At 50.9% G+C, this 20511-nt stretch carries 22 protein-coding genes; 7 read left to right on the forward strand and 15 right to left on the reverse strand.

Features of this window, described 5'->3' with window-relative positions; translation table 11 throughout:
• Positions 1-26 precede the first annotated feature (26 nt).
• Positions 27-599 carry a hypothetical protein gene (locus PsAD13_RS23530; RefSeq protein WP_063302778.1) on the reverse strand — a complete coding sequence of 191 codons (573 nt, stop codon included), beginning with the start codon at positions 597-599 and terminating at the stop codon, positions 27-29.
• Between the two features lie 468 nt (positions 600-1067).
• On the opposite strand from PsAD13_RS23530, the gene PsAD13_RS23535 reads away from it, so the two are divergent.
• The gene (locus PsAD13_RS23535; RefSeq protein ID WP_063319643.1) at positions 1068-2714 is read left to right on the forward strand and encodes an acyl-CoA synthetase; all 1647 of its coding nucleotides are present in this window, start codon (positions 1068-1070) and stop codon (positions 2712-2714) included.
• 62 nt (positions 2715-2776) lie between these two features.
• On the opposite strand, the gene PsAD13_RS27460 is transcribed toward PsAD13_RS23535, so the two are convergent.
• Positions 2777-2947 carry a DUF465 domain-containing protein gene (locus tag PsAD13_RS27460; RefSeq protein WP_082596622.1) on the reverse strand — a complete coding sequence of 57 codons (171 nt, stop codon included), beginning with the start codon at positions 2945-2947 and terminating at the stop codon, positions 2777-2779.
• Between the two features lie 398 nt (positions 2948-3345).
• Here PsAD13_RS27460 and PsAD13_RS23540 point away from each other — a divergent pair, with 398 nt between their 5' ends.
• The 3 genes from PsAD13_RS23540 (at position 3346) to PsAD13_RS23550 (ending at position 5361) form a co-directional block, all read left to right on the forward strand.
• Positions 3346-3558, forward strand: coding sequence for a DUF465 domain-containing protein (locus tag PsAD13_RS23540; RefSeq protein ID WP_057462025.1), 213 nt, complete (start codon positions 3346-3348; stop codon positions 3556-3558).
• A gap of 123 nt (positions 3559-3681) precedes the next feature.
• Positions 3682-4185: a 5-(carboxyamino)imidazole ribonucleotide mutase gene (purE, locus tag PsAD13_RS23545; protein ID WP_008551529.1), complete on the forward strand. Its 504-nt coding sequence runs from the start codon at positions 3682-3684 to the stop codon at positions 4183-4185.
• An 87-nt stretch (positions 4186-4272) separates the two neighbouring features.
• Positions 4273-5361 carry a 5-(carboxyamino)imidazole ribonucleotide synthase gene (locus PsAD13_RS23550; protein ID WP_063319644.1) on the forward strand — a complete coding sequence of 363 codons (1089 nt, stop codon included), beginning with the start codon at positions 4273-4275 and terminating at the stop codon, positions 5359-5361.
• Positions 5362-5433: 72 nt separating this feature from the next.
• Here the strand turns inward: PsAD13_RS23550 and PsAD13_RS23555 are convergent, their stop codons facing one another.
• Together PsAD13_RS23555 and PsAD13_RS23560 are read right to left on the reverse strand one after the other, a co-directional pair.
• Complete coding sequence (locus PsAD13_RS23555) at positions 5434-6834, reverse strand: MATE family efflux transporter (RefSeq protein WP_208986903.1); 1401 nt, start codon at positions 6832-6834, stop codon at positions 5434-5436.
• Between the two features lie 184 nt (positions 6835-7018).
• Positions 7019-7774, reverse strand: coding sequence for a class II glutamine amidotransferase (locus PsAD13_RS23560; protein WP_057462061.1), 756 nt, complete (start codon positions 7772-7774; stop codon positions 7019-7021).
• Positions 7775-8498: 724 nt separating this feature from the next.
• Between PsAD13_RS23560 and rpsU the strand changes: the two genes are divergently transcribed.
• The gene (gene rpsU / locus PsAD13_RS23565; protein ID WP_057462062.1) at positions 8499-8723 is read left to right on the forward strand and encodes a 30S ribosomal protein S21; all 225 of its coding nucleotides are present in this window, start codon (positions 8499-8501) and stop codon (positions 8721-8723) included.
• A gap of 212 nt (positions 8724-8935) precedes the next feature.
• Positions 8936-9781 carry a tetratricopeptide repeat protein gene (locus tag PsAD13_RS23570; protein WP_208986904.1) on the forward strand — a complete coding sequence of 282 codons (846 nt, stop codon included), beginning with the start codon at positions 8936-8938 and terminating at the stop codon, positions 9779-9781.
• Positions 9782-9826: 45 nt separating this feature from the next.
• On the opposite strand, the gene PsAD13_RS23575 is transcribed toward PsAD13_RS23570, so the two are convergent.
• The 6 genes from PsAD13_RS23575 to PsAD13_RS23600 all read right to left on the reverse strand — a co-directional run bounded on the left by PsAD13_RS23575 (position 9827) and on the right by PsAD13_RS23600 (position 15462).
• Entirely contained in the window at positions 9827-10735 is a 909-nt protein-coding gene (locus PsAD13_RS23575; protein ID WP_208986905.1) for an alpha/beta hydrolase, read from the reverse strand.
• Between the two features lie 26 nt (positions 10736-10761).
• Positions 10762-11532 carry an acetoacetate decarboxylase gene (locus PsAD13_RS23580; protein WP_063290251.1) on the reverse strand — a complete coding sequence of 257 codons (771 nt, stop codon included), beginning with the start codon at positions 11530-11532 and terminating at the stop codon, positions 10762-10764.
• Between the two features lie 140 nt (positions 11533-11672).
• Positions 11673-12986 (reverse strand): hypothetical protein, encoded by a 1314-nt coding sequence (locus tag PsAD13_RS23585; RefSeq protein ID WP_063302784.1) that lies wholly within the window; start codon positions 12984-12986, stop codon positions 11673-11675.
• A 157-nt stretch (positions 12987-13143) separates the two neighbouring features.
• On the reverse strand, positions 13144-13428 hold the full coding sequence (locus PsAD13_RS23590; RefSeq protein WP_208980563.1) for an aa3-type cytochrome c oxidase subunit IV: 285 nt from the start codon (positions 13426-13428) through the stop codon (positions 13144-13146).
• Positions 13429-13564: 136 nt separating this feature from the next.
• A complete protein-coding gene (locus tag PsAD13_RS23595) occupies positions 13565-14935 on the reverse strand; it encodes an AarF/ABC1/UbiB kinase family protein (protein ID WP_063319647.1) in 1371 nt (456 codons plus the stop codon).
• 113 nt (positions 14936-15048) lie between these two features.
• Positions 15049-15462, reverse strand: a complete 414-nt coding sequence (locus PsAD13_RS23600; protein ID WP_063302786.1) for a DUF3224 domain-containing protein — start codon at positions 15460-15462, stop codon at positions 15049-15051.
• Positions 15463-15551: 89 nt separating this feature from the next.
• On the opposite strand from PsAD13_RS23600, the gene PsAD13_RS23605 reads away from it, so the two are divergent.
• Positions 15552-16370: a helix-turn-helix domain-containing protein gene (locus PsAD13_RS23605; RefSeq protein ID WP_063302787.1), complete on the forward strand. Its 819-nt coding sequence runs from the start codon at positions 15552-15554 to the stop codon at positions 16368-16370.
• On the opposite strand, the gene PsAD13_RS23610 is transcribed toward PsAD13_RS23605, so the two are convergent.
• Genes PsAD13_RS23610 through purB form a run of 5 tightly spaced genes read right to left on the reverse strand, consistent with a single transcriptional unit; the run spans position 16367 to position 20446 of the window.
• Complete coding sequence (locus PsAD13_RS23610) at positions 16367-17275, reverse strand: DUF3445 domain-containing protein (RefSeq protein ID WP_063319648.1); 909 nt, start codon at positions 17273-17275, stop codon at positions 16367-16369. The two genes, PsAD13_RS23605 and PsAD13_RS23610, sit on opposite strands and share 4 nt — an antisense overlap.
• Positions 17276-17335: 60 nt before the next feature.
• Entirely contained in the window at positions 17336-17887 is a 552-nt protein-coding gene (locus PsAD13_RS23615; protein ID WP_063290258.1) for an alpha/beta hydrolase, read from the reverse strand.
• A complete protein-coding gene (locus PsAD13_RS23620) occupies positions 17874-18674 on the reverse strand; it encodes a metallophosphoesterase family protein (protein WP_063319649.1) in 801 nt (266 codons plus the stop codon). The genes PsAD13_RS23615 and PsAD13_RS23620 overlap by 14 nt, the downstream gene beginning before the upstream one ends.
• Positions 18675-18728: 54 nt before the next feature.
• A complete protein-coding gene (locus PsAD13_RS23625) occupies positions 18729-19088 on the reverse strand; it encodes a VOC family protein (RefSeq protein ID WP_057462038.1) in 360 nt (119 codons plus the stop codon).
• A gap of 29 nt (positions 19089-19117) precedes the next feature.
• On the reverse strand, positions 19118-20446 hold the full coding sequence (purB, locus tag PsAD13_RS23630; RefSeq protein ID WP_057462039.1) for an adenylosuccinate lyase: 1329 nt from the start codon (positions 20444-20446) through the stop codon (positions 19118-19120).
• Positions 20447-20511: the final 65 nt, after the last annotated feature.

Genomic DNA, 20511 nt, shown 5'->3' on the forward strand with positions numbered 1-20511 from the left:
AGATAAGCCATCAGCTACTTGAGTTATCAGTCGCGCTCACCCAAGCCATCATAAAGCACACGCTTGATCAGACCAAACGGCCCGTCGACCTCAAAAGCAGCATCCGGCATTGTCTTCCAGGTCACTCGGTTATGAAAGAAACCAGAAGGATCAGTCAGATCCAGATCTCCACGCGCGGGCGAAACAATCCGATACCGAACTTGCTTTGCATTATAGGCATCTGATGGATTGCCTGCATATTCCGAGCTTGGCGGCTGCCCTTCGACCCACGAGAAGAAGTAGGTACGCAGCTGATCTGCCATACTGCCTGTCGAATTGAGCTGACCGAAGTTGAGTTGGAGCCCGACAACCAGACAAACAGCTGTCGATATGGCCCAAAGATACCAATGATCACGGAAGTGATTCAAAATGACTGCACGATTGAGATACAGCTGGATCAGAACAGGGAACGCCACCAACAAAACAAACCACTGCGCATCCTGTGATCGCTGTGGTCCGAGGGTGAAAATATAACCCGTCAGAGCCACGGTAATCGCGCAGAAAACCACGCCAAAGAATAAGGCGATCTTCCCCTGTCGATTTGGTGTCACTACGGTCATGCGAGCCCTGCTTGTTCATCACTCGCCGTATCAAACGGGTCGCGATTTATTCTTTTATCAGACAGGTCTACATTACAAATCGAAAGGCAAACGGGGAAGACTTCTGAGGTGTTGCAAATTGTCGCGAGCGTTTGTCTTGCCCAAAAACGCAACAAGATTTCACCTTTGCCGTTAAGTTAAGGCACCAGTTGCAACCACCGCATTTAAAATCGCCGAATATATCGACACCAATCCACAAAACATCTCAAAAATACTTATAGATGAAAGTCTAATAACAAGAAGATCCTCAGACTAACATCTAAGTCATCTGAACTACCCCCTACGCCTATACTCAGATATATCAAAATATGCGACACTCTTAATTCCAAGCTCTTCATCGGAGCCAATAACTATCTTGGGAAAGCTGATAGCCAGTTCAACGGATCTTCGCAGTTCTCTTGAGCGGAAGTTGAATGCCTGGGGAATTTCATGAAAAACAGTAGTCCAAACACATCATATTTCGACAAAGACCTCCCAAAAACTGAAGCAAATTACACGCCATTAAGCCCACTCAGTTTTTTGGAGAGAGCTGCAAAAGTTTTTCCAAGCCACACAGCCATCATTCACGGCAAGATTCGCAGGTCCTATAAGGAGTTCTATGAGCGCTCTATTAAACTCGCGAGCGCCCTGGAAAAGCGTGGTATCGGCAAGAATGACTGCGTGTCTGTTATGCTGCCCAACACACCGCCCATGCTTGAAGCTCATTACGGCGTACCAATGGCTGGAGCCGTTCTCCACGCACTCAACACCCGCCTCGATGCCGCTATCATCGCATTCCAGCTAGACCATGCAGAGAGCAAGCTCGTAATCGTTGATCGTGAGTTCTCGAAAGTCATGGCCGAAGCATTGGAACTGGCAGCGGTGAAGCCGGAAGTGGTGCTTTACGACGACAAAGAATTCCCTCAATCAACGCCCGCAATTGGAGAGTTGGAGTACGAGGAACTGATCGCCAGCGGTTCCGCTGATTTTGACTGGCAACTTCCCGCGGATGAATGGGATGCAATCACGCTCAACTACACGTCGGGTACAACAGGAAACCCGAAAGGCGTCGTTTATCATCATCGTGGTGCCTATCTTCTCGCGCAAGCAAACATCATCACAGCAGCCATGGGCAAAAAACCGGTTTATCTCTGGACACTGCCAATGTTCCACTGCAATGGCTGGTGTTTCCCATGGGCCTTATCCCTCGTTGCCGGAACGCATGTCTGCCTTCGTCAAGTACGACAAGCCCATATCTGGAATGCCTTGGCAGATGAGAAAGTCACGCACCTCTGCGGTGCTCCAATCGTGATGTCCACGCTGCTCAACACCCCCGAGGACCAAAAGCGTAACCTCACCCATGATGTCGAGTTTTTCACCGCCGCCGCACCACCACCTGAAGCTGTTCTTGCAGCGATGGCAGAGGAAGGTTTCAATGTTACCCATCTCTATGGGCTGACAGAAGTCTACGGCCCAGCCGTCGTCAACGAATGGCATGATCATTGGAATGAACTTCCGGCATCAGAACAAGCTGCATTGAAAGCCAGACAAGGCGTCAATTACGTCGCTTTGCAGGATCTCGCTGTTCTCGACCCCGAAACCATGAAGCCAGTCCCTGCTGATGGAGAAACCATTGGTGAGGTCATGTTTAAGGGCAATGTGGTAATGAAAGGGTATCTGAAGAACCCCTCCGCAACACAGGAAGCCTTCAACGGCGGTTGGTTTCACTCTGGAGATTTGGGCGTTCAGCATGAAGACGGATACGTCCAGCTCAAAGACCGCTCCAAAGACATCATCATCTCAGGAGGTGAAAACATCTCATCCATTGAGATCGAGGAAGTCCTCTACAAACACCCGGAAATCTCATCAGCAGCAGTGGTTGCCCGTCCCGATGACAAGTGGGGCGAAACTCCCTGTGCATTTGTGGAGCTGAAAGAGAACAGCAGTGTGACGGAAGACGATATCGTAACCTACTGCAAACAGCATCTGGCCAGCTTCAAATCACCAAGAACTGTTGTCTTCACAGACCTGCCGAAAACCTCAACAGGCAAGATCCAGAAGTTCGTACTGCGCGAAGAAGCAAAAAAGATCGGCTGACCCTAAACAAAAAATGCGCCGCTAAAAGCGACGCATTCTCTATTCGGTTAAGAAAAAGGAAGCTACCCTGTCACTCGTATTCGCGAGATCTCATCCTTAAGCTTCAACTTTTGCCTTTTTAGATTGCCTAGTTCGATCTCATCCATCGAAGGATGGTGCTTGGCTGTTTCCAGCTCCCTCTCAATGGTAGCATGGCGGCGTTCCAGCTCAGTCAAATGCTCACGGATGGACATAGGTTTTGATCCTCCTACATTGTCTCTGTTACAGGTGGATGATGGCACCATTTTATTGAGTTGTCGAACTATGATTAGCTGTTTTTTTGGGGCCTCTACAACGCGAGATCGCTAATTCATGAAAAACTTAGGGAACTTATAAATGACCCAGTAAATTTAATGGGTTTCATATTCCACTCAAAAGAGAACTTCACTAAGTATTCAACCCTATATATACGCTGCGTAAATCCGTCATGAGACAACACTTCCTGTAAAAATCGAGAGACTCTTGTTCATCACCGCTGCACATTCGGTATACTGTTGCCGAGCGGTGAATTGCGACAACGCGCCCCACCAGATTTGATCAATGATGGGTCTCGTTGCACACAGACCGATATGTGTCATGTGAGGACAAAACGATGACGGAAGATACTCTCGATCAGGATAGCAAGCGTTCCGAGCTCGCTGAGTTGCGACAGGAGCATCGGGATCTTGATCATTCCATCGAAGCGCTCATTGAAACGGGACGGGCAGATGTTCTCCAGCTGCAACGCTTAAAGAAGAAAAAACTGATGCTAAGAGACCAGATTCAGGTACTGGAAACACAGCTCTTACCTGACATTATTGCCTAAATTAGAGGCAGAGCTCTAACCTTCGTATACTATTGGCATTTCTTGTTGTAATTGGCTTGAAACACGCCGTGTTATTTCTATAATCCGCGCTTTCTTCCCAGACGCTCAGAGGGTGCCCGTTTTATGAACCGCACAGACCAGCCAGAAGTCGCTATCATCATGGGAAGCCAATCCGATTGGCCAACCATGAAAAATGCTGCAGATACGCTAGAAGCACTGGGAGTTTCCTATGATGCTCGCATCGTCTCAGCTCACCGCACCCCGGACCGTCTGGTAGAGTTTTCCAAAACAGCAAAAGAGAACGGCTTCAAGGTTGTTATCGCTGGCGCTGGCGGAGCAGCCCACCTTCCGGGCATGGCTGCATCCATGACACCGCTGCCAGTGTTTGGTGTTCCAATTGAGTCGCGCGCCCTTAAGGGACAGGACAGTCTCCTTTCCATCGTTCAAATGCCAGCAGGCATTCCGGTCGGCACTCTTGCCATTGGTCGTGCAGGTGCTGTCAACGCAGCATTAATGGCAGCTGCTGTTTTGGCACTCAACAATCCGGAGATCGCTGCCAATTTGGATGACTGGCGCGAGAAGCAAAGTCAGGCAGTGGCAGAGAAGCCAGTCAACCCGGAAGAGTAAGAGTTTCAGAGGCGCCCACTTGCAGGCGCCTCATTTGTATCAAGCCGCCCCTAACATCTGGCCCCTAACATCTGGAAAGTTTTCGAAATGGGTTCCACACTAAGTCCTGGCGACACGATTGGTATTTTGGGTGGAGGCCAGCTTGGCCGCATGATCGCGCAAGCTGCCAGCAGGATGGGCCTGAAGTGCCATATCTATTGCCCGGATGAAAACAGCCCCGCTTTTGAGGTCTCAGAAAAGAAGACCGTTGCGACCTACGAAGACGAACAAGCACTCACCCAGTTTGCGAAAAGTGTTTCAGTCGTCACTTATGAGTTCGAAAATGTCCCCGGCGAGACAGCCCGCATTCTGGAGCAGTTTGTTCCAGTTCGCCCCGGCCCACATGCACTGAAAGTTTCCCAGGATCGCCTGGCAGAAAAGACATTCCTCTCAGAAGAAGCGGCAACGCAGGTCGCTCCCTTTATAAAAGTCGACACGCAGGCAGAGCTGGAAGCTGCGCTCATGGAGTTGGGCGGCCAGGGTGTACTGAAAACGCGCCGTTTTGGATATGATGGCAAAGGCCAGATCATGATCCGTACACCTGAGGATATCGAAGGCGCCATGAGCAAGCTTGGCAATCAGCCATCTATCCTTGAAGGTATCGTCCCGTTTGAAAAAGAGATTTCCATCATCGTCGCGCGTGGCGTGGATGGAACGGTCAAATGCTATGATCCGGCGGACAATTACCACAAGAACCACATTCTGAAGACCTCCAGCGTGCCTGCAGACATCCCGGCAGAAACCGCTCAGAAAGCCATCGATATGGCAACCCGCATCGCTGTTGCGCTCGATTATATCGGAGTGATGGGTGTAGAACTGTTTGTCGTCAGAGACGGCGAGGCTACAGAGTTGAAGGTCAACGAAATAGCGCCACGCGTTCACAATTCAGGTCACTGGACAGAAGACGCTTGTCCGGTTTCTCAATTTGAACAGCATGTTCGCGCTGTTGCAGGCTGGCCGCTTGGCAGGCCAACCCGAGCACACAACGTCATTATGGAAAACCTGATTGGTGATGATGTGAACTCATGGGAATCAGCACTGCTGGAGCCAAACGCTCGCCTGACGCTCTACGGTAAAGCAGAGACACGGGAAGGCCGCAAGATGGGCCACATCAACCGCCTCTCCCCAAAATCCTGATCGCGTTATCCTACAAAGAAAAAGCCCCGAAGATCTATTCATCTTCGGGGCTTTTTTCTTATTTCAACCAGACTATCCTAGCCTCACCAGACCAAGTTGATCGCGTTTTTGGAACCGGATCAACAACAGGATGCCGGTGATAAAGAGACCACTGGCCAAACCAACCCAGATCCCTTCTGGACCCCAGTTAAAGGTGAACGCCATCACGTAGGAAAGCGGCACACCGATAATCCAGTAACCAATCACCGCAATCACCATTGGTATTCGCGTATCGGAAAGACCGCGCAGAACACCACCAGCAACCACCTGAATACCATCAACAACCATGTACACTGCTGCAATAAAGACCAGCGGCACGCCAAGGCGGATCACATCAACTGCGTCTGGATTGCTGGTGTCCAGATAGAAGGAAATCAGTGTGTCAGGGATCGCAACAAACAACACTGCACCAAGCAGGCCAATCACAATAGACCAGATCAGTGCGACCCAACCGGCTCGCGTAATAGCATCAGCATCACTACGGCCAGATGCGATACCAACACGCACCACAGCAGCGTTTGCAAAGCCAAGCGGAATCATGAACGCAATACCAGAGAGCTGAACTGCAATACCGTGAGCAGCAAGCTCAAGTGTCCCGATCCACCCCATCATCAAAGCGGCAGCTGCAAACAGCCCCACTTCAGCAACCAACATGAGGGAGATCGGCCAGCCAAGGCGCAGAATTTCGAAGAACGCTGGCCAGTCAGCACGCCAGAAGCGAACGAACACCTCATACTTGCGAGATTTCTCTTCCCACAACACATAGGCAATCAAAATCACACAGGATGCCAACGCAGTCACTACAGACGCAATCCCGGCACCTAGAATGCCAAGTTGAGGAAAGCCGTAATAGCCAAAGATCAACACATAATCGAGAAGCGCATTGACCACAGCACTCACCACGGTCGCCCACAAAACAATCTGCGAACGTTCAATACTGGTAAGGAAGCTACGCAGCGCCGCCACAAAAAGGGATGGATACATCGACCACTGCACAATGCGCAGATAATCCGCAGCAATGGCAGAAACTTCTGCGTCCTGCCCAAGAGCCAGCAAGAGGCTCTCACCGTTCCACAGCACGACCATCGCAAAAGTCGTATAAATGAGCGAAATCCAAAGGCCCATGCGCGAAGCACGCCGCACATTCCGCACGTCGCCTTTACCTTCGGCTCTGGATGCCAATGGCATAACGGCTTGCAAGAACCCAAGTCCTGCCAGCCATGTCAGAAAGAACAACTGCAAAGCCAGCACAGATGCTGCCAGCTCTGTTGCGCCAAGCCAACCGATCATCAATGCATCGGTGGCATTAATTGCCATCTGCGCAAGCTGCGCACCGATCAAAGGCAATCCCAAAATAAGCGTTGCATTGGACTCCCCCCACCATGCAGACATGGATGTGGGTTTGGCAACGCTGGTGCTTTCAACCCGCGTCATCATAAGCTCCTGAAGAAAAGGGCATGGAGCCCCTCCAGAACTTGAGCCTCTCAAGAACATAAACAAGGCTGGGTCGTGCAATTGACCGCAGTGCCTCGCTGGGAGGAAACTTCCTATCATAGAAACAGACCGACAAAGTCCCAGTGGCTTCTTGCCTAAGCAATACCGCTAGTGAAAATGTCGATTACGCTACTTTGCAAAACTCTTCAGGAATGTCCAGAGGAATAAAGCAAGGCGCATTATCACCGCCATAGACCATGATGTGTCCGCAAGGCACTTCATACCAACCTTGCCCGCCCTTTTCCAAAGGCTCGGAGACAACACTCAAGTTGCTGTTATGTAAGCGGTAATACAGGCTTGGAACGATCTTATCGCTAGAGCAACGCACAGCATAAAGACGCTCGCCATCAGTCAAGGCCATCGCTACACGCAATGGAGCAATGACATCATTGCAACGCATAATCTCAAGTGTTTTCGTGAACACCTGTTGCACAGCCCCCACAGGATCAACATCCAGACCATGACTTAACATGGCAAGAAACAGTGCTTCACTGTCCGTTGTACCCTGCCGGTAACGATAAAAGTCGTCGCTGATCAAGCTCTCAATTTGGCGGCGGATATCATCATACCCTCCAATCTGCCCGTTATGCATGAACATCCATTTGCCGACAGCAAACGGATGACAGTTTGAACGGGAGGTCGCAGTGCCCGTAGATGCGCGCACATGAGCAAAGAACAAAGAGGACTTGAGGTGCTTGGTGATACTCAGAAGGTTCTCATCACCCCACGCAGGCTGCGTATCACGATAAAGACCCGGCTCTGACTTGTGACCGTACCAACCAATCCCAAAGCCATCACCATTGGTGTTCACCTTGGCTTCCGCACAATGCAGGCTCTGCGCAATCAGAGAATGATTGGGCATTGAAATCAGCTCTTCCATGAAAATGGGAGCTCCACGGTACGCAAGCCAGCGGCACATTACATTATTCTTTCTTCTGGTCGATTACCCAAATGAGGTCATTAGAGTATGCATGATCCATCAGCACGTATAAACCCCTTCCCTATAACTAGAGTAACGAGTTTTCTCAGGGATCGTTCCGTGGACCTAAAGAGAGCCCTCCACTCACAGCTCTCGCGAGTAGGATGGCCTCTCTCGACTCAGTTTCGAAGTCGGACATGACGAACGACGTTTGAAGCAAATTCCATTCAAATTTCCACCTCGATTTCCACTGTTCAGAAAAGCTCCTGTGACTTTTTTCAGCAGCAAAAGAGAGACTCAACCATACGCAATCAAAGGTTGCATTTTTTCAAAATAATTTCACACGTGAAGTTACAATGCATTTTGAAAGCATTTTTTACTTATCTTTTACTTCACGGACGAGCGTGCCAATGCGCCATTTTGAAGAAAATGAGCGTACGCTGCTGAGATTGCCTTGTCCCACAAGAGGTATTCCCCCCTTTCCCATCTATAAATTAACATAGATTCTCAAGTAAGGAGGTAGACAGCCCCCACGCAGTCTGTTAGTTACCCCGTCAAGAAGCGACGCATCAGCGGCGACGGTGTTCTTGTGACCCGTGCATATGCGCTAAGTGTTGCTATCAATCATTTCATCTATGTCGTTCTGGATACGTAATCCAGAATGCTCGAAGGTAAGGATAAACGCGTGCAGGTTCTCGTTCGCGATAATAACGTCGATCAGGCGCTTAAAGCGCTTAAGAAAAAGATGCAGCGTGAAGGCATCTTCCGTGAAATGAAGCTTCGTGGCCACTACGAAAAGCCATCTGAAAAGAAGGCTCGCGAAAAGGCAGAAGCAATCCGCCGCACTCGCAAACTGGCTCGCAAGCGCGCACAGCGTGAAGGCCTGTTGGTCGGCAAAGGTCGTCGTTAATCCGGCGGCACTCGGGACATCACGCAGCTAAGGCTCAACTATGTTTGACGAAAAGCGTGTGAGCGGACCGAAGCTAGAATTCAGAACGGACTAACCGGCAAACCGGTTGGTCCGTTTGTTGTTTTTGCTGGTTCATTTGACCTTTTTTTGCCACACTAAAGTGTAGGCTATCGTGTCATTGCAAGGACTCTTTTAGAATGGGGCACATTCTCGTGAACAATAAACTGGCTAAAGGCATTTGTGCGTGTCTGCTCGCACTTGGCGTTGCAGCATGCCAATCCAACTCATCTGGCCTTGTTTATCAGAATGTTCCCATCGACAAAGCTGTTGGCTCTTCCTCCAACATCGATAGTCTGAGTGCCGTTGTTGACGCAAATCCAACGGATGCCGACGCCTACAACAAGCGCGGTATTGCATACGCAAAAGCTGGGCGTCTTGATCAGGCCATTGAGGACTTCAACAAGTCTCTTCAGCTGAGACCAAACTCTTATCAGGCTTATGCAAACCGAGCTTTGGTAGAACGCCGCAAGGGCAACACGTCTCAGGCAGTTCAGGATTACAGCTCAGCACTTTCCATCAAGCCAGATTACGTGAAGGCCCTGAACGGACGCGGCAACACCTACCGCTCTATCGGTCAGAACACAGCAGCACTTCGTGATTACAACGAAGTCATTCGCTTGAATTCCGGCGATGCACAGGCCTATCACAACCGCGGCCTCATCTATCAGGCACAAGGTTTACAGGAAGCAGCTCTCAATGACTTTTCATCTGCTGTTGGCCTGAACTCCCGCGCATATTCACCTCTGATCGCGCGCGGTGTAACTTACCTTTCTCTGAGCGATCCAAAATCTGCACTCAAAGATTTCAATGCAGCGATTGCGCTTAACGGCAAGTCCGCATCTGCTTGGGCGAACCGTGGCCGCGCCGAAGAAGCGTTGGGGCAGGTTACAGAAGCACGCCAGTCCTACAGCAGAGCACTGCAGATATCTTCGACAAACCAGATTGCGAAGGAAGGCTCTCAGCGCCTGTCAACGTCTTCAGGCGTTCCGCAAGCTTAGGTTCGCCAACATATCGCTTCTAAAGGCCGGATACTCCGGCCTTTTTTATTGCCTTGTTGCCGAAGATATCGACAGCATCCAATTAATCTCATCACGCCAGTCAATCATGCGAATGGGCGTCCCGTGAGAGCCCGTTTCGAATAGCCGAAAGCGCACCGGATACCGCTGGGTTTTGCCAATGGCTGCCTTAAACAACTGATATTGCTTCTCCCAGCTGTAGACCCTGTCAGCACTACCGTGGCCAAACACAATCGGCACGCCTACCTTATAGGCTTCACTGGTCAACAATCGTCGATCCGTCGCTCCGCCCAATAATATGAGACCGGACAGCGGCCCAGCAACACCGGCCTGATCCGCAAGCCCATAGCAGACCTGTGACCCCATGGAACCACAGGCCACAATCACTTTGGCCTGTGGGGCCTCTTTCCGGTATTGCGCAATCAGCTCGCGAATTTCCTGCGTGCCTCTAGGGCTTTCAATCTTCACATCAGGAGACAAAAAAACGCCATTGTTCCGCACCATCAGGTTTTTCAAGCGATTGAAGTTACCGCCAAACGTCCAATCAGCATTCCCCTGCTTTCGATTGCCCCCCTTACCATGCAGATAAAGCAGCAACAGCTTGGTGTCGGTATCAGGTTTCCCAACTCGGATGTGCTTGCGCTTGTTACCCGCAAGCACAACTGAGCGCTCCCGCACATGCCAGGCAGGCCTGCTGGAAACATATCTCCCTTCAACCCGCCGCTCTGGTATTTCATCCCGGTCCCGCAAATCACGCTGGATCTGATAATCAAGCCGCAGGAACGCCCCGTCCATCGCCTGATCCAGAACCCGCGGATAAGCAAACAGCTCGTCTTTATAAGGCTTCAGCTCAAACCCGGTGGCCTGCGAGACCAGCAGAGCTGACGTGAATAAGCTGCCAATCAAATACTCAAAGATCCTGAAGTTGCCTCGCATGCAGCACCTCCGAAATAGTGCATCACTTAAGGTTTCAGGTAATCATACATTACCCGGCCATAAGGTAGCGTGAGGTCCGTAATAAAATGAACACCGCCGAGTGATTTAAGCATTGGCAGTTCGGCCACTGGCGCATTGGCATGATGGAACAATTGCAAACTCGCCGGACCTGACCACGCGCCCTTCACCGTCACATCAGACGCCTCATAAGCAACCAGCTGAGCGATAGCCAAAGAGCCGTCTACATCTGGAATAAGCTTCAGATTCACCTGAGTTTTCTGAAGCTTCTTGAGGATTGCATCGGGATGACACTGCGTGCCATGCTCAACATCATAAAGAAGGTGTTGGTACTTGTACCCCATGGTCGCAATAGCAATCGTCACATCGTCAAAAACCAAATGGCCGGTCAATGTTGCTCCCGATATACTCAGCTCTGGATGGCCTAGCTTTTTCGGAAAACCCCAGATCTCACGCCCACCAAAAATCGGCGGAGTATCATCAAGAAACATTTGCTGAGTGAAGTTCACAGGGTGATCTCCAAACTTGGCTGGAATCACGATGCCAGACTCGGTGTAATCTCCAAATCCAGCAGAATCGGGCATACGGATCACTTCAAACATCACCGTGTTGGAACCATCCGGCTCCAAAGGCTCAGGTAAAGCTTCACGAATAGCGTCAGGGTCACTTTCATAGGAGACCACAAAAAACTCGCGGTCGATAAACCTGTATGGCCCCTTGGGATAAGCAGGAGAAGCAATCGGCATAGAAGCCTGTTCAAGAATATCGGCAATTTTCATGGACCACCTCGATCATGAAAGAGTGTGAACCGCGGCCAAATCACAGCCAGCGCGCTCTCACCATAAGCACCGATATTTTGGATGTTGCCCCTTGGGTTTTGGGGTGACACTTTCAGAGCTCACCCCAAACACTTTTTTAATCAGCTTGTTACGTCAATTTCTTTGAAAGTAGCCAGTGGAGCTTTTTCGCGGATAACCCAGTTCAACGCACCAAGCTCCGCTTTTAACGTCGGATGAACCAATCCCAACACGCGCAGTTCACTCGCTCCAGTGCCCGAATGGGTTTGATTTACACGGCTTGCGATATTGAGTGTGGTTGTTGATTGATCAACACTCCAGCCAACTCGGTCACCAGCAACAAAGGCAACCTTACGCCCCGTTCTGGTCGTACCAATCGGAATTCCCTCAAACAGCTCAACAGAAGCAAGACGTTCTGTATCAATATGATAATCAGCGATCATCATCAGACCCAACAGATAATAATATCCCGCCTCTTGAGAAAGCCCCTGCCGGCTTGCCTGATCAACCAGATCACTTCGCCCTCGAACACCTTTCAAAGAGTGTAGGCTTGCGACAAAAATCATCTTTTCACCGCGCGTCATAGACGTAGCGCTCAGGAATGCTCGTGTGCTGCTCTGGCGAATAGCCATCTCACCAAGCATCTCGCGCATCGTCTCATCAGCAACGGTCGGGCTGGCCTTGAGGGCCTCACTGAAGTTGGTTGTCGCCAGAACTCCACTAACCGCCGTCCCAACACCACCCGGAATAAACACAGTTGCAAGATTGGTCAGGCGGTTGGAAGTCGCATAGGCCCAGGCAGCCTTATCAAGCGCGTCAGAGAGTGGAGGAAACGTCGTGTAAGGGTCTACATTCGCTGCAACAGCAATATAGCGCCGGGCTCTATCTCGCCCTACTACAGCCGCAGCAACACTCTCAACCGCAGAAGTCTTCTTACCACTTTCTTTGGAAGGAGCAGTCGCTCCGGAATTCCCAGTAATGGTGTTCACAGTCCCATTCAGCAACAGGCCGACGCCATCAGCAGTGGAACTCAGTGTCTCTTTGGGAGAGGTTACAAGACTGCCGAGAAATGTCAGAGGCTTGGCAACGGCAGTCACAACGCCCTCACCCGCTTGAGAAACCGTATCCAGTTCTTGAATACCCTTCAGCGCATGCAGTTCATTGATGCGCTTTTTCAATGTCGCCGTACCACGCACCTTATAAGTCTTGCCATGAACCCTGAGGCTGTAAACAAGCAATGTCCCATTCCGCAACACCGGCGGCACGATCTCGTAGTTGCTACCACGCGCAGAAACGCCTTCTTCCTTCAGGATCTGGGAGAAACCAAGATCAGTCGAGGCAGAATGAGATGGTGATGAGACAACTGCAACCACGATAAAGATTGCAAGCAGCAAGGAACAGCGCAGAAGAACGCGAACAGTTTGCGCAGTAGACATATGATACCCGAACTCAGAACAACTCTTACTAAAGGCTCTATTCTTCAATAATGATCAGAAAAGGGCAGCGCCTCTGGCAAATTTCGGGGTTGAAACGAAAAATCGCAGAAGCACACTGCTCCTGCGATTCTCAAAACCTTTGAAACCTGAAGGTTTCTTAGATTGTCAGCACAGCTGTTACCACACAAGCAAGCAGGAATACGATTCCCGGTACAACGTGCGATCTGTCACCAGACGCCATGCCAACGCCAACTGCAATCACTGTTGCGATTGTAGTGATGCTTGCCCAAACCGTCCCGGCAGTACCACCAAATCCAATCATTGCAATAACGAGTACAAATGTGAGAGCTGCAAGAATTCCAACCTTTGAGAAGTTGATAAAGTTCTTGTAGGTCTTCTCGTGTTCCTCATAGTCCATAACAGACGCGCTCCCGTCAGCCATGCTTCCCCCTCGAAACAAGTAGTTTTCCTGATACGAGTCTTTAACATCACATGGTCCGGTGACGCAACTTCCCTAAAGAACCGCTCTGGAAATAACCTAGGTGCCGGGGATAATTCCAACGGCCTGAGTATGTGCCTCAATCTTCGCCAGTCAAACCACATAAGTCCAGTTGGTTCTTTTGATGGGAACTCAACGCATCCAGCTCAAACCCATCAATCTGCTTATTAAACAGTTGATGGAAGTTAAGCTCTGCTCGTAAGTGAAGGAATACAGATCCAAGCCCAATAGCCGCCCGGTCCATAAAAACAAAGTAACGAGGTATTTTCACCGGCCCCAGCTCTTTGAGGGACTGATGCACACGAAACGCCTCTTGCCGCCCATAAGCCGCTGGAGAAACACCATCGGCAATCGAGCGTACTCTATCGCTGAGCAACGGGCCAAAAATAAAACTCGCCCAGATATTCAAAGTCTCAATAAGCTCAGTCGTCAGTCCATCAAAACCCCATGTCTCATAAGCAGCAACCACGCGGTCCTGATCATCTTCAAGCAGACCGTGATACAGATCCACCACGCCTTGCACGAAATCTGGAGGGAAGATGCGCACACATCCGTAATCCAGCAAATTCACACCAGCCGGCTCTCCGCCATCCTCAAAGATCGTGTAGTTACCAAGATGGGGATCGCCATGGATCACACCATAATGCGCAAACGGGTGCCACCATGCCTTGAACATCACTTGCGCAATCTTGTTACGCGCCTCCAGCTTTTCTTGTCGATAGGCCAGAAGCGGACGTCCTTCCAGCCAGCTCATGGAAAGCAACCGCCGCGTTGACAAATCTTCAAACACTTCTGGAATCTGGATCTGCTCATCTGCAGCAAAAACATTGGCATAGAGCTTTGAATGCCGCGCTTCCCGTCGATAATCCAACTCTTCCCGCAATCGGTCACCAACTTCCTTCGCAATTTCAGAAGTCTCGATCGCAGGCCTAAATCGTCGATGCAGAGCAAGCAACATGTCGAACTGATTCAGATCAGCTTCAACCGCACTATCCATATCCGGATATTGAAGCTTACAGGCCAGCATCGCCCCATCCTGATCATACGCTCTGTGCACCTGACCAAGAGAAGCCGCTGCTGCAGGCTCCTTCTCAAACTTATCAAACCTGCCTTGCCAGCCCGGGCCAAGCTCTGCCCGCATGCGTCGCTTAACAAAAGCCCACCCCATGGGAGGTGCATTTGCCTGAAGGCTCGCCAGTTCTGCTGCATATTCAGGAGGCACGGCATCAGGAATCGTTGAAAGAAGCTGCGCCACTTTCATTAACGGTCCTTTGAGTTCGCCAAGGGATTCTGCGATGGAAGCTGCATTCTTCGCAGGGTCTTGATCCCAGCCGAAGAGCTTGCCAGCTGCAAGCTTGGCTGCAATGCCACTCATATTTCCACCAACCTTGGCATAGCGGCCAAGGCGGGCGGTCATTCTGTTTGCTTCCCGGTCACGAGATGAAGGCATATGGGGTTCCTGCGGCTCACACTCTTATTGCAATATATAGTGCACTGCAAAACCTAGCAGAAAACGCAGAGAACCCAAGGGCACTTTTGGAGATTACCTAATCACATCTTTGCTCAGGCTTGCTCAACACTCTCCACAAACTCCAGCTCAAGCCTGCACTCAACGGCGTTACCATGAGAGGTAACAAACTCCCCCCGACCAGAAACGCCTTCAAATCCTCCAGTCCCGGAACCGGGCACCACAGTCATCGAAGAGCGAACAGTCTGCGCAGCAAACACCCCGTTCTCCTCAACGAGGAACGTGCCCTCACGCGAACCGTATCGACCGGAGACCTGTGTGTACCCTGAGTATTTGCCCTCTTTTTCAGCTACATAGGCCAGAAGGTAAAACATGTTCACCTGCCCAACAATTTCTCCGCTGACGGGGCCATGAGCACGAACCGACGTGATCTTGCTCATCTTGGAAAGTTTTTTTGCAGTCTCTTCCTTCCATTCTTCAACTTTGTAGGTGCATTTAATCTTTGCCATGTTCAGCTCCTTGCATTCAGAGCGGAATACCTACTGCGTCAAAATTAGAAGGGCTTGTAAAAGCGCGACAGCTGCTATCTTTTACGCCTATGCCAAATCAGGATGACACCTCAACTCAGATCAGCGGACTGCTAAACCAGCAACGCAGCCTCCAGCACTTCAATCTGGACTGGCTCACCCCAGCTGAACCATTGCAAGATGCCATCGAATTCTATTGGCTGGTCACATGGGACCTTCGAGGCAAGCCTCCATATAAGCAAGCTAACCTGCCCCACCCATCTCAACATATTGTCATCGACACCTTGCAGACGACAGGCGTGTTTGGCATCAACACAGGCGTATTCCATTATTCCTTGCAGCAGAAAGGCCGGGTGTTTGGCGTGAAGTTTCGTCCAGGAGCCTTCGCAGATTTTTTCAGATACAACCCCTCTTCGCTCCTCAACACCCACGAGAACATCGAGCCGTTTCTCCACATTTCCGAACAAAAACTAGTTTCACAGCTAGAATCTGCAGATGAGCCAACCGCATTCGCTGTTCAGATGGACAACCTCCTGACTTCACATAAGCATCCCTTGACATCTAAAGCGAAGGATGCCCGTGCACTCGTCGATACCATCGCGACAACGGACGAGGTCAGTAATCTGAAAGACCTCTCCAGAACTTCAGGTTTCCAGCCAAGAACAATCCAACGCCTCTTCCAAAGCCACGTAGGCGTTCATCCCAAATGGGTGATCGAACGTTACCGCATGTTGGCTGCTGTTGACGCTATCAACAAAGGGCAAGACCTCAACCTGACAGATCTGGCCCACTCCCTGGGCTACTTCGACCACGCCCACTTCAGCAACGCCTTCAAGAAACTGACAGGCCACACACCAAGCCATTACTTGCCAGAGTCTCAACCAGTTTAAACACGTTCTTCTGCAACCATATCAAGCGCTTGTGCGATAGTTGATGCATGCGCTTTGATGCCTTTGTAGTCCAGCTGCTCTGCGGTCAGCCCAAGCAACTGTGTTTTTAGGCCTTGGGCCAGCTGGTCACCATCCGGATGTTTTAGTAGGCTATGAACAGGATCGTGGTGAACCCTGATGGTGAAGAGGATGTCGCCGCTGTCCGGCAGGCGCCTCAATGTCTGCTTCTCGACGCGCACATAGAGTTGTTCAAATGCCAGATCGGGCTCGCAGAGAACTTCATCGCGCAAACCTGAAACCGGATGGTGTAGCTCCGTGTCCGTATACAGAGACCAGTTCAGTCGCCAAACTGGCTTATCTACCTCCAGCCTTTCAAAGATACGCTGAACCATGAGCCCCATACGGTGCCCATTGAAGTCCGGCACCCCTTCATGGATCGCACTCATAGAGCCGCCAAACTTTTCCGCCAATGACCAACTGGAAGGAAAACACAAGCTCGCTGCGACAAGCCTATACCCGTCATAACCTTTGCGCATCAGCACTAGATCTTCCTGCACAAGGCGGGAAATCGCGAGTAATGGCGCCTCGGAACAGGACGATAGATCAACGCACTTCCCTGTATTCTTCACGATAAGAGAGTGATCAGAGTGAAGCTCATAAATGTTAGGAAACTGGGCAGGCAGATGAGCAACAAGGAGGTCTGCCGCTTCGCGCTGTGCTGCCTCAGTATCCGCCTCAGCAGCAAACACAAGGGCTTCAGGGTCAGCGATGAGCCGCTCTTTTTCATCAAGGTGCTTAGCCAAAACCTCATCGGGCTCAATCCACTCTCTCAAGTCAAGAGGCTCGAGCCCAACGGTAAACGGCCTTTTAGAGCCGTCATAAGGTGTGTGAGCAAATCGCGACATAAAACACCCTCCCCACACAAAACATGCACCGGAAGGAGGACGTTCATCAACCTATACGAGTTACCCGAGCTCTTTCATGAAATGAGCAAACGAAATGATGCCTTCTGGCCACGGCCCCTGACCGCTCTCAGAATTGATATGGCCACTTTCACCAGCATCCTGCAATCGTGCATTCCAGAGCTTGGCAAGCTGCTCAGCACGCTCATAAGTGCAGTACGGATCATTGCGGCTCGCCACAACCTTGGCATGGAACGGCAACGGAGAGGTTGGAAACGGGCCAAAGCTATGCAACTCAGCCGGCACGCATGAGCTGTCATCAACATCTGCAGGCGCAACCAGATAAGCACCCTTCACCCAATTCTTGATGCGAGGCGCAGCATGAACCACTGCAGCAACACCAGCGGAGTGCGCAACAAGCACCACCGGACGCGTAGCTTCCTCGACCGCTTTCACAACAGCATTCACCCATTCCTCAAGGTCTGGCTTGCTCCAACTGCTCTGCTCAACGCGCCGACCAGTGGAGAATTTGGTTTCCCAACGGCTTTGCCAGTGGTTTGCGTCGGAGCCATGCAGGCCGGGGACAATGAGAATGTCCGCCTCAGAAATCTTCATAGGGTTCCTCAATACGTGGTCGTGCTAAAAAGTCTGGCAGCTTAATAGGACGAAAATACCCAGTTTTCAAAGCGCCAGCCCAATCTCCACGTTGATTACGCGCAGCTTTTCTACTGGCATGGTCCCAATCGTAGTTCACCATCCGCTCTTCAAAGGACCATCGCGTCCCAACCCGGGTCACAATCATATACCGCGCATGGGGGCTTCCAACTTCCATCGTATGTGCATGAGGCTTGTCATCATCGTAGGCTGGCAGCCCAACACTGCCTGCGTTCATCACGATTTGTCCGGTCGTTTCCAACCAGATGACCCGAGGGATATGGGAGTGCCCACAAACAACCAGCGGTGACGTTACATTTCCAACGTGCTCTAACACGTATTCCGGCGATGCAATTTTGGTGTGGTCCCCACAAAGTTCTTCGGTGAGATAAACATTATCAGCTGACGGCGTCCCATGGCACAGGAACACATTCTCGACATGCTCCATTTGCGTTGGCAGTTGTTTCAGCCACGCTTTGGATTCGTCAGAAAGCAGCGAATAAGCATGTGCATCACTTAGCCTCATTTTGGATTGGACATGGTCCACCAAGTGCCGGTCATGATTGCCGCGCACAGTCAGCCAGTTTTCCGCAATGAGGTACTGAGCCGTTTCCTCTGGCCACAACGGCCCCGAAACACAATCACCCAGATTAAACACCAGATCCGGTGACTTCCGCTTTATGTCGCGATGAACAGCTTCCAGAGCAGGCAGGTTACCGTGAATGTCCGAGATAACCGCAATTCTCATAGTCATGACTCCTGATCGGCATTAGTCCCATTAAAACTAAGAAGGACTATGTTGTCAGCGAGGTTCGCCCAGCAGTGTCAAAACATTGCCAAACGGATCATGAAAATGTGCAAGAACTCCACCCCAAACCTGCTTTTCAGGCGGGCTGGTAAAGGCAACACCCTTCTCACAAAGGCGCTCATAAGTATCGACAATGTCATCAACTTGAAGAGACGCGCCGAGAAAACGACCAATGTATTCTTGGTCTTCCTCGTTGTGTGCCTGCTCGATGATGAGCTCTGCATTGTCAAGCTTGGCACCAAACGCGCCAAGCTCTGGCATATCCCAGTTAAGAGGAAGGCCGAGCGTTTCGGCATAAAACTCCCTGGCCTTTTCGATATCACTCACGAAAATCCGCAGACCATAAAGCTTCATCTTCCCCTCCACTGCTGTGCACGGGCGCCTTAGGCTTCGCCAAAGACCCGCTTAAAGATCACATCGACATTCTTGGTGTGGTAACCAAGGTCAAAGCGCTCACGAATTTGCTCTTCAGAAAGATGCTTGCGAACGTCTTCATCCGCCAGCAATTCAGTCAGGAAGTCCACCTTCGCATCACCAGAAACCTGATAGCTGTCCCAGACCTTCATTGCATTGCGCTGAACAAGGCGATAGCTGTCTTCACGAGACGCACCAGCCTGTGTCAGTGCCAGCAAAATGCGCTGCGAGTGCACCAGACCACCAAGGCGATCCATGTTACCCATCATACGCTCTGGGTAAACCATCAGATTTTCCATAACGTTTGTCAGGCGTGCCAAAGCAAAGTCCAGCGTTACAGTCGCATCAGGACCGATCATACGCTCAACGGAAGAGTGCGAGATATCCCGCTCATGCCATAGTGCAACGTTCTCCATCGCAGGCAATGCATAAGAGCGAACCATACGAGCAAGACCAGTCAGGTTCTCGGTCAGTACCGGGTTCCGCTTATGCGGCATCGCAGAAGAACCCTTCTGGCCTTTGGAGAAGAACTCCTCAACTTCCAGAACTTCTGTGCGCTGCAAATGACGAACTTCAGTCGCTAGACGCTCAACGGAAGACGCAATCACACCCAGAACTGCGAAGAACATGGCATGACGGTCACGAGGAACAACCTGCGTAGACACCGGCTCAGCACCAAGGCCCAGCTTCTCAGCAACATGCTCTTCAACACGCGGGTCAATGTTTGCAAATGTGCCAACTGCACCGGAAATAGCGCAGGTCGCGATCTCTTCACGAGCCAGTTCAAGACGCTTCTTACAGCGATCAAACTCAGCATACGCCTGCGCCATTTTCAGACCAAAGGTCACTGGCTCAGCATGAATACCGTGGGAACGGCCGATAGTTACGGTGTCTTTGTGCTCATAAGCACGGCGCTTCAAAGCAGCCAGCAGCTTTTCCATGTCGGCCAGCAGAAGGTCTGCAGCGCGAACCAGCTGAACGTTGAAGCAAGTGTCCAGAACGTCAGAAGAGGTCATGCCCTGGTGCACAAAGCGTGCTTCCGGACCAACGATTTCAGCAAGATGCGTCAGGAACGCAATCACATCGTGCTTGGTTTCACGCTCGATCTCATCAATCCGCGCAATGTCGAAGGTAGCTGGACCACCCTTCTCCCAAATCTTCTCAGCAGATTCTTTTGGGATCACACCCAGCTCTGCCAGAGCATCACAAGCATGAGCTTCAATCTCAAACCAGATGCGGAATTTCGTTTCAGGAGACCAAATAGCGACCATGTCAGGACGCGAATAGCGCGGGATCATGCCAGTCCTCGTATGCGTTACAATTCTGTCGCAGGATGTAGCAGGACAGGCTCTCTAGAACAATG

The organism is Pseudovibrio sp. Ad13 (assembly GCF_001623225.1).
In the GTDB taxonomy this organism is placed as follows: domain Bacteria; phylum Pseudomonadota; class Alphaproteobacteria; order Rhizobiales; family Stappiaceae; genus Pseudovibrio.